Source organism: Paenibacillus sp. Y280 (assembly GCF_056786335.1).
Genome location: NZ_JBXCIW010000001.1, coordinates 479,843 through 494,014, shown reverse-complemented (window position 1 = coordinate 494,014; position 14,172 = coordinate 479,843). Strand labels below are relative to the sequence as shown.

The window sequence follows — 14,172 nt, the reverse complement described above, 5'->3', positions numbered from 1 at the left end:
TGATGAAAATGAACAAAATCCGCAATTTGATCATGACGGCAAGCTTAGTTGTTGTACTGCTGGCTGGCTGCACGGGGAAAACCTCCGAGCCGAGCAAGCCTTCCGCTGCGCCGAACGAAACCGATGCGCCAGTCGTAGAGCAAAAGAAAGAGATCAGCGTCTCCATCCTGGATCGGGGCGAAGTGGCAACCGAGGAAGGCAGCTACGAAAACAACCGCTGGACGAAGTGGATCAATGAGAATGCTCCTGCCGAGGTGAAATGGGTACCCGTTCCGCGCACGCAGGTGCAGCAGAAATTGAATACGCTGATCGCATCGGGCACGGCGCCGGATCTGATATGGGAATATGACCGCAGCTACATCAGCCAGCTCGCTGCTCAGGGCGCGATCCAGCCGATTGACGAGTATATTGAAAAGTACAGCACGACGTACAAAGCTTATTTGGAGAAGCATCCGGAATTAAAGCCCTTCTTGACGATCAACGGAAAAATGTATGCGATTGCAAGCGCGCGCGGACAGGAAACGATCGCCAACCACGGCATTATGATTCGTCAGGACTGGCTGGATAAGCTGGGCTTGAAAGCTCCAACAACAGTAGAAGAATTAGTTGAGGTTGCCCGCAAATTCAAGGAAGGCGATCCAGACGGCAACGGCAGCGCGGACACGGTGCCAATCACCTTCAATTACAATGGCGTGCAAATTTTAAGGGCGCTCTTCTTCAATAACGAGAACCAATGGTATCTGGAAGATGGCAAGCTCACGTTCGGCCGGATACAGGACCGGTATACCGATTCGCTAGCTTTGCAGAAGCAGCTTTTTGACGAAGGCTTGATTGATAAGGAATATATTACGGATACGAATTTTCAGCGCTCGCTTCAGCTGTGGACGACTGGAAAATCCGGCATCTTTCTCGGCTCATGGTCGATGGGCGCGGAGTTTGTCGATTTGAAGAAAAACGTTCCGGATGCCAAAGTCGTGCCGCTGGAGCCAGTCGCATCGAAGTATGGAAAAAACGGTCTTTATCAGGAAGTGCCGGCCAACATGTATATTGCTTTTAATACAAACATGAAAGAGGACAAAATCGAAGCAGGTGTCAAATTTTTGGATTGGATGCTGGAGAAGGGCTGGGAGCCGCTCAGAATCGGGGAGAAGGACGTCCACTATAAGCTCGTAGGCGAAGTTCCGCAGAAGACCGATGCTGATCAGTTCAAAAAAGAGGTGTTCTATGCAAGGGAATACGCGATCCTGAACGAATGGGATCCGAAGCCGGAATGGTATGCGGTCATGGCTGCCCAAGACCCGATCTCCCAGGAGCAGGCAGAGCTTAAGGCGGCTGGCTTGGAAGTAGCGATGAAAAACAAATATCGGCGGGACATTGCCTATAATCCTGATATTCCTGAGGTGAGTCAGCTGATTGCTACGTTCGCTCCGATCGCGCAGCAAATTGAAGCAAAAATCGTCACCGGTGGAGGCGCGCTTACGCCGCAGGCCGGAATGGACGATATTCGCAAGGAATGGAAGCGCTTGGGCGGGGAAAATGTTGAGAAGCTGGTGCAGGAATGGTATGAGACGAACAAAGATCATTTGAAGTAGAGGGGAAGGCTCTTCCCGTATTTCCATATTGGCTCTGCGGGAAGGGTTAATCGCCGATTCGAGTAGCAAAGGATGGATGGAAAATGATGATAATGAAAAAAGCAATTTCATTATTCCTCGTCTTTGCATTGATCATGACAGCATCCGGTATGCTTGGCGATAATGAACCGGCAGCGGCTGCGGAAGCGGTATTCGCAGAGCTGCAGGCAGGTGACTACGAAAACTCCGATGAAGTATGGGACTTTCTGCTTGGAGCCGAATTCCCCGGGGCGCAAGGAAGCTTCACAAGAGATCCATCCGCGTTTCAAACAGGACTTTCCTCAGCCAAAGTGACCGGAGATTTCAATGGCGGGGGCTCTTACGTCGCATTGGAGCGGTATCTGACGAAACGGATCGTTCCGGGGGATGCTGTGAGCTTATCCTTCTGGGTAAAGACAGCGGATGCTTCATCGATCTATCTTGTTCTAATGGACGGCACTAACCAAAACCATTCGCAAAGGCTAGTGCTTCAACCGACGACGGATTGGCAAAAGGTTACCGTTAATGCCTTTAATTCCGGCAGTGAATATACGCACTGGGGAGGTGCCAATGACGGCGCTTGGCATCCGTCGCTGAAGAAGATGACGATCAAGGTTGCACGGGCCGGCTTGCGCACGGGGCTTAAAAGCGGATCTGTATGGTTCGACGATCTCAGAATCAAGGTTGCGGTACCTGATCTTGCCATTGCCCAAACGCAGGTCGGCAACGTTTTCCCGGGTAAGAACAAAGGCATCTTTGATGTTCTAACGACCGGGGACACCGTCACATGGCAAACCTATGATGCTTGGGGAGAGCCTGACTCTTCCGGAAACGCTCCGGTAACCGGAGGCAAGCTCCGGCTGGAGGTGCCGGTTCAGTCAGACGGCTATTACCGCTTAAAGCTCTCCGCTTACCAATCGGGGACTTTGCTCAAAACAACAGAGACGACCTTCGCGACAGTACCCGCCTTTGATTTGTCGGCGGTGACGGCATCACCATTTGGCGTGCAGACGCATTTTGCCCATAGTTGGAACCGCGAGATGATTCCGCTCGTCAAATATGCAGGCGCCAAAAGCGTGCGGGATGCGATGTTCTGGTCCGAAATCGAGCTCAAAAAAGGCATTTACACCTATAACCCAAAATTCACCCTCTACATGGAAGGTTTGCTCGAGAACAGCATCGATCCGCTTATGACCTTCGCATTTTCCAATCAATTTTACGATAATTTCCAAACGCCTTATTCAGCAGAAGCCCACGCTGCTTATGCAAATTATACAAAATCGTTACTGAACCGATTCGGCGGCCAAATCAAATGGGGAGAAATGTGGAATGAGTTCAACCTGCCCGGATTTGGCGGGAATGGCCCTGCCGCTTCAAGGCCAGATGTATACTTCAATCTGATGAAAGCAGGCTACGAGGCTGCCAAGGAGGTGCGTCCGGATTTGAATGTGCTTGGCGGAGCAACCGCAGGCATTCCGACCGAGTGGCTGGAGGATTTGTTTGAGCTGGGCGGATTAAATTATATGGATACCTTGTCCGTACACCCTTACCGATACCCCGACAAGCCAGAAGGCTTGCTCAGTGAGGTAGCTTCATTAAACCAGCTGGTGAAGACGTATAACAACGGGCAGACGAAGCCGATCTGGTTCTCAGAGATTGGCTGGCCGACGCAGCTTGACCCTCGCGGAGTGGATGAGAAAACACAGGCTGCGTATTTGATACGCACGTATGTACTCGGAATGGCAGCGGGCGTGGAGAAAATCTTCTGGTACGATCTGATGGACGACGGAACGGATAAGAAGTATAACGAGCATAATTTCGGCATCATTCATAATGGCGGAGATCCGCTCGGCGCCTATACGCCAAAGCCGGGTTATGTTGCGCTGGCGACGGTAGCGCGGCAGTTGACAGGCGCAAGCTTAACAGGCCAGGAGATTACGAGCGGCATCTATCGCTATAAATTTAAGAAAGGCGAGAAAACCATTCATGTGCTTTGGTCAGGAACGGATACGGAAACTAATCTGACGCTCAAAACAAAGGAATCGCTAGTCGTAACAGACATGATGGGACGCTCGTCAACCTACACGCCAAAGGACGGGGAAATTTATATTACGGCTTCCAAGGAACCATTATTTGTCCAAGGGAAAATCGATAAAGTCGTTCAAGGCAGTAAATACGAGCTTAAGAGCGAGCCGTACTTTACAGACGATCCCGTAAGCGTAACGCTATCCGTATACAAAGCTTCCTCATGGCAGCCGGTCAAGGCTCGCATTCAATTGCAGGGAGCGGTTCAAAACATACAGGCTTCCGCAGTCGGCACCTATAATTCCGTATTTCCGGGAATAAGCGAGCCGGGCAGCTACACAGCGACAGCGGAGCTTGTTATTGGAGGCAAAAAGGTCGGCAAGTTAAAAAATACGGTGGTGGTCAAGCAATCGGAGGAGCTTTTCGCCAAGCATGTGCTGAAGGAGGGCAGCGACTTTCTAAGAGTTCGAATCGACAATACGAAACCGATAGATAGGCGACTGACGCAGATCGATTGGCAGGTGGGCGAGACAACCGAATCAGAAACGTATGATACGGTTTTGCCTGGCTTTTCGGATTACACGATTGATCTGCCGATACCGTCATTGCCAGCAGGCACATTAACGCCTCATCAGCTTACCGTCTATTTGGAGGATGGCACCGTATTGTCTTTGTCAGGCAATTTGAAAAATGTCGCTGTAGCCAGCATGACGCCAATCATTAACCGTACCGTGCAGGTGGATGGGTCGCTGGACGATGTGAATGATCTGCCTGGCATCGACCTGTTTGAGGAAGGCAATTCAAGAGTTGTACCGCATAATGGCCCGGAGGATCTAAGCGGCAATCTTTGGATCACTTACGATAACGATTACCTGTACCTGTCAGCGAAGATTCATGACGATCAATTCACTCAAACCAAAACAGGAGATGCCATTTGGAGCGGAGACAGCATGCAATTCGCCATTTCCTTGGGAACGCCGGGAGAGGCAGCTGAATGGTACGAATATGGAATGGCGCTGACGCCAAACGGACCGGAATTATATCGGTGGATGGCGATGACCGGCGTGCTGACCGGGCCGATTGCGAATCGCCAGCTTGAGATTACGAGGGATGAAGCAAGCAAGGATACGATCTACCAGCTCGCATTGCCTTGGACGGAATTGTCGCCGATCGCTCCGAGTGACGGAATTCTGAGCTTGTCCGCGCTTGTGAACGAGAATGACGGCAACGGCCGAAAAGGGTGGCTGGAATGGGGCGGTGGAATTGGGTCCAATAAGCAGTCTAAACTATTCAAGCCGATGCTGATCGGCGGGCAGGCAGAGGTAGGCATTAACGGGATCACGCTTGACAGGAGCACACTTGAATTAGCGGTCGGCGATCCAGCGGCTGCTTTGCTTGCAGCGATAACGCCAGAGAATGCAGCGAATAAAGAGGTAACATGGACCACAAGCGATCCGAATGTAGCAACAGTAAGTGGAGGGGAAGTAACGGCGGTAGGAGCGGGTACGGCAACGATAACGGCGACGACAACGGACGGTTTGTTTACAGCGAGCTGCGTCGTTACGGTCGCAGAGGCTCCAGTCATTGAACCGGAGGCGGGGACGCCTGTACCTACTGGAGCAGTAGAGCCAGGGCCTAGCGCAACACCAGCGCCTAGCGCAACACCGGCGCCTAGCGCATCGTCTGACCCGGAGGTGCCTGAAGCTGCGCCGAATCCAGTGACTCCTGCGCCAACTGACTCCGCGCCAGTAACCGCAAACCGGAGAATGGCAGGAGATGAGCAGAGCTTATGACTCCATAACCTGATGATTGTGCTCCATACCACGACAGTTAACGGATACAAGTAGAACGTCAGGAGAGAGCAGTTCGCTTTTACAGCGGTCTGCTCTCTGTCTGCCCAAGACTGCTTGCCAGCGACTGCGAGGATATCGTAATAAGAGAGGATGGGAAATATGGATAGGACAGACAATCCAATCGATCATAAGCCGCTGCTGCTCGGAAAAATCCATAATTGGGAGGAGCGTTTTGACCCGGAAGTAAATATGCTGAAGGTGCCCTTTCATAGTCCCGGCTACCATACGACGCTAACGGCAGAGGAGTTCCCGCTTGTTCATCCTACTTATCCATCTATTCTCTATGCGCTGGCTCTGCTTGACAGCGAGGTGCCAAGCAGTACAGTGCGTGCCTTTGCTGTCATCCGCCAAGTGATTTCGCTGCAAGACCAAAATCCTGCAAACGACACATATGGCATATGGTCATGGTTTTATGAGGAGCCGCTGGAAAAAATGTCTCCGCCAGACTGGAACTGGGCAGACTTTTGCGGCAAACAGCTCGTCCAAATCGAAGTCCGGCATGGCGAAAAGCTGCCAAAGGAGCTGCGGGAGCAGATCCGTCAGTCTGTTTTTTGCGCATGCGATGCCATCATCAAGAGGGATGTTGGTCCTCACTATACGAATATCGCGCTAATGAGCGCATTCGTCACGCTTATCGCGGGTGAAGCCTACGGCCAGCCAAGTTTCGCCGATTACGGTATTCGAAGGCTGGAGAGGCTTCATGCTTATACGAGTCAGCTTGGCACGTTCCATGAATTCAACAGCCCTACTTATTCGGTTATCGCCATCACTGAGCTGTCCAAAATTTATACATTAACGGCGAGCACGCAGGCCAAAAAAATGGCGGAGGATTTGCTCAATGGGGTTTGGCGCATGGTGGCTGAGCATTTTCATCCGGCAACGAAGCAATGGTCCGGCCCGCACAGCCGCAGCTACAGTACGCTACTTACGGATATCGCGAAGTCGTTTTTACAGATTGCTACGGATCATACGGCTCGCTTTACATTTGAGAAGGAGCAGCCTTATGATGCGGAATGGTTTGGGAGCGGCATTCGCTGTCCGCAGCCGTTTTTGCCGTATTTCACCCAATCGGAGGAAAGGCAGCTCCATCAGCTTTATTCCCGAAATGAGCACACCGGTCAGGAGAAATGGGCAACGACGTATATGACATCTGCCTTTGCGATAGGTGTGTCCAGCGAGGAAATTATGTGGAATCAAACGCGTCCGCTGCTTGTCTATTTCGACAATGGGGGAGAGGCGGCTTATTTGAAGCTGCGCGTCCTGCATGACGGCTATGATTATTGCTCGGCTGTATTGAACAGCAGAGTAGAGGAGAACCGGCTGCTGCTGGGCATCCGTTTTCTAACGGATGGGGGAGACACGCATCCGAGTCTCGATCAAATTAAAGGCAGCATCGAAGCATCCGATTTTCGAATTCGCATAGAGCTTGGAGGCTGCTTGGAGCATGTAAGCTCGGAAGCAGATGGTGAAAGGGCAGCAGCAATGATTGGCGGCTGTAAAGTGAGTTTACGCACCTTGTTTGCGGCTTTTGAAGCCGGGCTGGATCAGGATAAGAAGCGAAGCGGCGACTATAAATGGGAGCTCACGAGGGACAGCGACATCATTTGCTTTGATCTTATTTTGCATGCAGGTGAGGAATGTACGCTTGATTTCGATGCTATGAGCAAAGCTGCAGTGCTATTCTCGTTAGTTATTGGCGAAGAAGAGCCAGAGATTACGGTAGAGTCTCGGGAAGATGCTGTGATCGCTAGTTTTGCTGGCAAGCAGCAAGCTTTGTTGAATGACGATCCAATCAGGCTATCCCTTGGACTGAAGCCTGCTGCATCATCGAAGTCGTGAAAATGAGCTGAGATCTAACATTTTGCGGAGAAGGGATCGATGTCATGCAAACGAAGTTATCGTCTGAAACGGTAAAGCAAACAGCTGATCGTGTTTATCGCTATATGCTGCAGGATCATTCCGGCAGCTGGGGCATGGATCTCAACCATTGGGACTGGGTGCCGGGAGTTGGCGTCATCGCGATTTTATCCTATTATGAGCTAACGGGTGAAGCAGAAGCGCTGCCGGAGCTAATACGCTGGTCGCAAAATAATTTACACCTTGCTGAGCAGGTGAAGGTTATTAATGCAATGGCTCCCTATACGGTTTTTCCGGCGCTTTATGAGCATACGCATTACCCTGTTTATTTGGAGACAGCAAAGCGAATCGGACAATGGATGCTGTCGGAAGCGCCCCGTACAAGGGAAGGCGCTTTCGAGCACACCGTTACGGAAAACGTGAAATTCCCGGAGCAGGTTTGGGCGGATACGATATTTATGGCAGTTATGTTTTTGGCTAGGCTCTCAAGGCTCACTGGAGATGCAGCCTATGCGAAGGAAGCCGTTCGCCAGCTGGAGTTGCACTTAAGCCTGCTTCAGGATAAGGAAACGGGAGTGCTGTTTCATGGCTGGAACTCGGAGGCTCGAAACCATCTTTCGGCCGCTCGGTGGACGAGAGCCAATGGATGGATAGCGGCAGCAGTGCCGATGATACTGGAAGAGCTGGAGGACTTGGCGGCTGTCCCGAAGGAAACGCTTGAGCGCTATCAATTGCTTATGCGCAGCCTCATTCGTTTCCAGCAATCAGATGGCCTTTGGGCTACAGTGCTGGATCGACCCGACTTTTACACCGAAACATCTGGCAGCGCCGGTATTGCCTGCGGTATTGTGAAAGCGGTGCGTCAAGGGTTGCTTGACGCTTCTTGCTTGAATGCGGCATACCGTGCGGCAGACGCCATTATGCTCAAAGTAGCGCCGAGCGGGGAGGTTACGGGCGCTTCAGGCGGCACGCCGATCATGCCTACAATCGAGGCTTACAATGACATCCCTTGTTATCCGACGCTTTACGGCCAAGGGCTCGTGCTCATGCTGCTGTCGGAGCTGTCGGACATCTCGAGCTAATCGAAAAGGACCGTTTGCATCGCCATTTTGCGAGCAAGCGGTCCTTGTTTGAATCCGGTAATTAGACGTTTCCTATCAGCATCGATTTGAGCGGCACCATCGACTCATCAGGAACATAATATTTGAATTTATTGTCGCTGATTTGTCCAAGCAGCTGGCGGCGAATCGGATCGGCATCCTTCAAGAGACTCTCGTCTGCTTGATGATAGTCGATCGGGCGCATCCAGATCGGGCTGTAGCCGAGAAACAGCTGTCTTCTTGTGAATTCCGATTGATTGATCGAGCCGGCATGCCATAGATTTTGCGCGAAAATAAACACATCACCCGGCTTGCCGCATACCTGTACCTCTCCATCCAGCTGCTGTCGTACATCCTTATGGTTCGGATTGTACGGTTTCTTATGGCTGCCCGGAATGACCTTCGTATTGCCGCGGCTCGGCTGCGACATATCGCTCAAAATATAGCAGACTTTAATATAATAAGTAGCCGTCAACCCAGCAATGACCGGAAACTGCGGATGAGGACCGTCTTGATGCCAGTCGATAAAGCTGTGGGATGCGGTTTTTATATCATTTGGATTAGGTTTTCTTACCGTTAGATGGGAGATATGCAGCTGAATATTGTGGCCGAGCAAATTTACGATTAAGGGAAGAATTTCCGCTTGATCGATCAAGGAGGCAATCTCCGCGTGCCGGGCGACGCTATTATAAATATTATGGGCAAGTGTATCCTGCTCTTCTGCGAGGACCTCATCGATAGCCGCATTCAAGCGGGCTACCTTTTCCTGTGACAATATATCCGGCAAAACCAAGTAACCTTGTTCATTAAAACGGTTCATCAATTCAGGAATATTTAACGCAGCCGTACGCATTAGCCTCTCCTCCTACTTGTAATTAATTTAATTATATATGACAAGTGAACACTGTATAATGTATGGAATAGTCGTATCTCTTGTATATAATTTCAGTAGAGGAGTGGCGAAGTTGGACCACAATCGGTTTCGTGAGCCTGAGCTCATTTACCATGTGTTCGTGAAGGATGCTGCGCATTTCCAGAAGACGGAGGATACTTACGATCACTGGGCATTATTCATTGTTGATGAGGGCAGCTTCGAATATAAAATGGGAAATGTGAGCGAGAGGGCCGTAAAGGGAGAAATGGTGCTCTGTCCACCGGAAATGACCTTTTACCGCAAAACAAACGGCTTGTCCTTTCATCTTATCGGCTTCCGGTGGAGGGATGCCTTGAATGGTCATGAGGAGAAGGAGAAGGAGAAGGAGCATGCCGCTTCGCCTCCTATTGGAAAGCTCGTTATGCTGAATAATAAAAGAATGAATTCTACTCTTTCTCTATTTCGCGAAGCTAGCTATGTGAAGGCAAGTCTTGTGCAGGATTACAAGAATCATTTGCTGAAGGATTTGTTGTATGTCTATCAGATCGAAAGCTATAATCGCAAAATCAATCTTTTGTACAGCGAGAATCCGCTCCTGCAGCGCGCGGTGCAACTGCTTCAGCAGCAAGCGGAAGCGGGTGTATCCTTGAAATCGATCGCAATCGAGCTCAGCATTAGCCAAGTGCAATTGACCAGGCTGTTTAAGCAGGAGTTTCGAATGACGCCGAACGTGTATGCCGCTAATCTCAGAATGGATAAGGTGAAGCTTCTCCTTGTCAACTCGTCCTTAACGCTGGCACAGATCGCGGAGCAGTGCGGGTTCACGGATGAGCATCATTTGAGCAAAAGCTTCAAGCGAATGTTCAGCATCAACCCTTCGGCTTATCGGAAAACGTATACGATTTAACGATGGCTCGCCGATTCACGTTTGGTAAGCCATATGGCTACCGAGCAGGAGCAGGTCAGACATTCAGTAATTTATAGATTATATACCCTATAACCAATAATAAAATGATAATTCCGGTTCCTTTCCATCGCAAACCGCCAACTAAACCAGTTAAACTTCCAAATTCAGCACGGTTAACTCCATCACTATATGTACCAAAAGGGTTATTTTTTAATTCCTCTTGTCTTAAACGTTCCCTTTGTTCTTCAGGTGTTTCTTTTCGATAGTCCATTTAATAACCGCCTCCTAGTAAAAACCTGCCACGTTTCTTCATCAAGAGCAGCTTGTTTTTCTTTTATTATACACTATACTTTTACAAATTTATGGTTAGACGAACAGGAGACCATCGTTCAAACAAGCCGGCCAGTGGAGAGTCTGCTTTTTTTATTTATAATTATGTGGTGTAAAAGAAATGTACATAAAGAAAACGAATAGGCGCTGTTTATTTGTTTTGCTGCTAAGCAAGGTGAAGGGATTAACGCAGTTGGCATGCATGCTGTGTGCGCACACCACAGCACAATGCTTTCATTCACGTTTTAAGCACACAGGTGTGCTTAAAGACCATAAATATTGGCTACTCCATGGCTTTAAGAGCATATGTGTGCTTAAAGTGGTTTTTTCACTGTACATCCACGCCGATTTCACACTTTAAGCACACAGGTGTGCTTAAAGACCATAAATATTGGCTACTCCATGGCTTTAAGAGCATATGTGTTCTTAATGACCACAAACATGGGCTACTCGTGTTAATGAGTTGAATACGCGGCAGGATATGGCGGTAATGGCACCGATCAACTGAGCTCGCTAATATGAAGCTGACGGGTGGCAGTGGAATAGTGAAAGATAAGATCCCCATAGAGAGTGAGCTCCTGCATGACAGTGGGATCACCGAGCTATGGGGACTTTTTTTCGCAAATGGATTAGCTGGCTATATCTTGAATCCGCCAAGGCGACTTAGCTGACTCTCTTTTGAAAATAAAAGTGTAATATCCATTATCACGAGGCATGTTTAACTGATGAATCGAAACGGGCAGCTTGATTTCAGTCGTTAATGCTTCGCCAAGATTGCTGTCATCTGACTGCAATTCCTTACCTTTAGCCTTTGGCGGAGTTTGCTCCCTTATCGAAACCAGCGTTTCCGTGAGCTGCATGAAGGAAGCGAGCTCCTCCTTGGGCAAGTCCTTGCCAAGCAGAATCAGCATTTCATGATCCTGATGATACAGCATTTCAATGAAGCTTCTCGCTAATACTAGTGGGGTGGAGGAGTCCAAATAAGACTGTACTTGTCCAGCAGCCTTATGCACCATCATCTGATGGGCTGGATCCGGGTTATCTGACTTGTGCGTCGAGCTGCCCTGAAAGTGAATGCAGAAGTGGCCGGAGAAGCCGTTCTCTGGAATGCCGTCCCCGCCATGCGGCATGCCGTTCATAGAAGCTGCTATCCAAGCGTCGCCTGAGTGAATCAGCACCGCCTTTCTCTTCCAGCTCCATCTGTCATTATAAATCTGCTTCATAATGCGAGTATCTTCCTTTGTTAAGGGCTGAACGTCGGCGTGGTCGCTTCCTGCCCGCCGCTGCACCTGAAAGGATAACCCTGTTTCGAGCTCAGTCACCGAAAATATACTTTTGTTCGGAAGCAATTGCTGCGACTCCTGCCATGAAATCAATCGTCCATAATGATGGACGCGAAGTCCATTCGCTAATCGCACAAGCTTATCGGCAATTTTTTTCGGCAAAATCGTTCTTACAGCAGTTGACTCGTTCCAAAGCTGTCCAGAATGCTCCAAGCGATAATGTTTCACGCCATCCTTCTGCAATAGCGCGATATCAATATCGGGGAAAACCGCGGTTTTTGCAACAGCTATTTGCTTCGCTTCAAGCAAAGCGGCATTCATTTCGCGGCTTTCTATTTGAAGATCACTTATAAATGCAGCATGCGGGCTTGATCGAACGGTTATCGTTAGCATGTCTTGATGAAGCTTCTGATCTGATTTTTTAGGCTTCTGGTTCAACGCATACGCTGATGCGGAATGTGGCTGTAACAACTGCAAGAACAGTGTGGCAATGAGCATTGACGTTATCGTAAAAACGACAGATCCTTGCCTCCAAGTTCGTTTCACGCGCTCCCCTCCATCCTAACGGCTCTATTTATTTTCAACTATACAGCTGTTAATTATGTAGACAAATTCGTGTATGGTTATGATCAAAATGATTCATACTAGCTCGGATACTAATCATACTAACCATATGGGGGGGATCAACGGTAATGGGACTTCAGTGGATTTTAGCCATATTGATGTTGCTTCAGCAAGGACATTATCCCGATCCTTTGATCATCGAGCAAGATGGCAATGCCATTATAGAGATGAATCGGGCTCAGTTCAGCGATTCACTTCCTGGCGTACCGCTGATTGATCAGGACAAGCTAAATGTATTTATGGATGATTTAGAAAAGCAAGTGCAGAAGCCGCCGGTTAACGCGACGCTTGATGGCGTCGGAAGAATAGTGGCTGAGCATGCGGGAAGCAGGCTCGACCGGAAAAGGTTTACGGAGCAATTTTACAGCTTTATATTTGAAGGGGGATTCTCGAAGCTGGAGGTTCCCATGTTGACGGTTTATCCGAGAGTGGATAGTGAGCTTTTATCGGCGATAAAGGTTAAAAGAATTGGGCAATATGCTACATATTACAATGCCAGCAATAAAAATCGGTCTCATAATGTTAGTTTAGCTGCAAGAGCAATCAATAATTATGTTGTATTTCCTAATGAAAATTTTTCGTTTAATGAGGTTGTTGGAAAAAGAACGAAGGAAAAGGGGTACTTGCAAGCTCCGGTAATCGTTAGAGGAGAGATGTCGGAGGATGTTGGCGGCGGCATTTGCCAAATATCGTCCACGCTATACAATGCAGTGGACCGTGCCGGTCTCAAAATTATCAAACGTTATTCCCACAGCCGAAATGTAAAATATGTCCCCCCCGGCCGCGATGCGACCGTGAGCTGGTACGGCCCTGACTTTGTATTCCAAAATAAATACGATCAGCCGATTCTGATTCGCTCCTATGCGAGCGGCGGTCAGGTGAGCATCGTCATCTGCTCATCAGAAGATATTAACGAGAAGACCAGACAAGTGCCAAGTGCCTCGAAAAAGCTGCCTGAGGAAGTCAAGTCAGAGATGGATGCCAGCGGCTCGAAGCGGAAAATCGATTAAGAAAATGAAGCAAAACGGTGAAAAAGAGCAATCCAGTTGTGGCAGGTTTGCTTTTTTTGTGATCCTGATTGGTGCTGTAAAGATTACGAAATTGATTATTCCCGATTCTTTCATGATAGAAATTAATATGATAATTAATAAGAATCTATCCAAAAGTAGTTTACGATTTAAATGACATTCGTACTAGAATATTAGTGTCAGCTGCCATTGAAGGGTTGACACCATTGGGCATATTCGTGATGATGGAGAGAGACAGAAGCAAAAGGAGATGGCGGCGATGAAATTGGTAGTGGAACAGTCGGCGGCACACTGGTATAAGACAGAAATGGGTTTAACGGATGGGGAGTCGGTTCGGATCTATGTCCGCTTGGGAGGCTGTGGCAGCATTCACCCGGGTCTTTCGCTTGGCGTTACGAAGGATGAACCAAGGAATATTGGTTTAAGCGATGACGTAGAAGGCATTACTTATTATATAGAAGAAGATAATTTGTGGTATTTGGAAAATAAGTCGCTCCGGATCTCATTTGACGAGAAGTACGAAGAAATCAAAATGACTGTGGAATAAATCGTAAACTAGGCAGCGTCCTCTAATTTTTTCAACTGCATAAGCTTAACAGGAATTACTCCATCTCATTTTCCTCAGAGAAGCCTGATAGACCATTCAGCTGGAAAAACTCCCGTTAATCGGTGCTCATTCAG

Annotated in this window: 10 protein-coding genes; 7 read left to right on the top strand and 3 right to left on the bottom strand. The window is 48.8% G+C overall.

From position 1 onward, the window contains the following. Positions 1 to 2: 2 nt before the first annotated feature. The 4 genes from AC1TPC_RS02265 (at position 3) to AC1TPC_RS02250 (ending at position 8,427) form a co-directional block, all read left to right on the top strand. Positions 3 to 1,592, top strand: coding sequence for an extracellular solute-binding protein (locus tag AC1TPC_RS02265; RefSeq protein WP_482065327.1), 1,590 nt, complete (start codon positions 3 to 5; stop codon positions 1,590 to 1,592). Positions 1,593 to 1,675: 83 nt separating this feature from the next. Continuing rightward, a complete protein-coding gene (locus tag AC1TPC_RS02260) occupies positions 1,676 to 5,428 on the top strand; it encodes an Ig-like domain-containing protein (RefSeq protein WP_482065244.1) in 3,753 nt (1,250 codons plus the stop codon). Between the two features lie 159 nt (positions 5,429 to 5,587). Next, positions 5,588 to 7,327 (top strand): hypothetical protein, encoded by a 1,740-nt coding sequence (locus AC1TPC_RS02255; protein ID WP_482065243.1) that lies wholly within the window; start codon positions 5,588 to 5,590, stop codon positions 7,325 to 7,327. 44 nt (positions 7,328 to 7,371) lie between these two features. After that, positions 7,372 to 8,427 carry a glycoside hydrolase family 88/105 protein gene (locus AC1TPC_RS02250; protein ID WP_482065242.1) on the top strand — a complete coding sequence of 352 codons (1,056 nt, stop codon included), beginning with the start codon at positions 7,372 to 7,374 and terminating at the stop codon, positions 8,425 to 8,427. A 61-nt stretch (positions 8,428 to 8,488) separates the two neighbouring features. On the opposite strand, the gene AC1TPC_RS02245 is transcribed toward AC1TPC_RS02250, so the two are convergent. Further along, positions 8,489 to 9,298, bottom strand: coding sequence for a phytanoyl-CoA dioxygenase family protein (locus AC1TPC_RS02245; RefSeq protein WP_482065241.1), 810 nt, complete (start codon positions 9,296 to 9,298; stop codon positions 8,489 to 8,491). 112 nt (positions 9,299 to 9,410) lie between these two features. On the opposite strand from AC1TPC_RS02245, the gene AC1TPC_RS02240 reads away from it, so the two are divergent. Further along, positions 9,411 to 10,226, top strand: a complete 816-nt coding sequence (locus AC1TPC_RS02240) for a helix-turn-helix domain-containing protein (protein ID WP_482065240.1) — start codon at positions 9,411 to 9,413, stop codon at positions 10,224 to 10,226. A gap of 55 nt (positions 10,227 to 10,281) precedes the next feature. Here AC1TPC_RS02240 and AC1TPC_RS02235 read toward each other — a convergent pair whose 3' ends face one another. Next, complete coding sequence (locus AC1TPC_RS02235; RefSeq protein ID WP_482065239.1) at positions 10,282 to 10,497, bottom strand: DUF6366 family protein; 216 nt, start codon at positions 10,495 to 10,497, stop codon at positions 10,282 to 10,284. A gap of 688 nt (positions 10,498 to 11,185) precedes the next feature. After that, on the bottom strand, positions 11,186 to 12,385 hold the full coding sequence (locus tag AC1TPC_RS02230) for a hypothetical protein (protein WP_482065238.1): 1,200 nt from the start codon (positions 12,383 to 12,385) through the stop codon (positions 11,186 to 11,188). A 146-nt stretch (positions 12,386 to 12,531) separates the two neighbouring features. On the opposite strand from AC1TPC_RS02230, the gene AC1TPC_RS02225 reads away from it, so the two are divergent. Beyond that, positions 12,532 to 13,473 (top strand): VanW family protein, encoded by a 942-nt coding sequence (locus AC1TPC_RS02225; protein WP_482065237.1) that lies wholly within the window; start codon positions 12,532 to 12,534, stop codon positions 13,471 to 13,473. Positions 13,474 to 13,750: 277 nt separating this feature from the next. Beyond that, on the top strand, positions 13,751 to 14,038 hold the full coding sequence (locus AC1TPC_RS02220; protein WP_482065236.1) for a HesB/YadR/YfhF family protein: 288 nt from the start codon (positions 13,751 to 13,753) through the stop codon (positions 14,036 to 14,038). Positions 14,039 to 14,172: the final 134 nt, after the last annotated feature.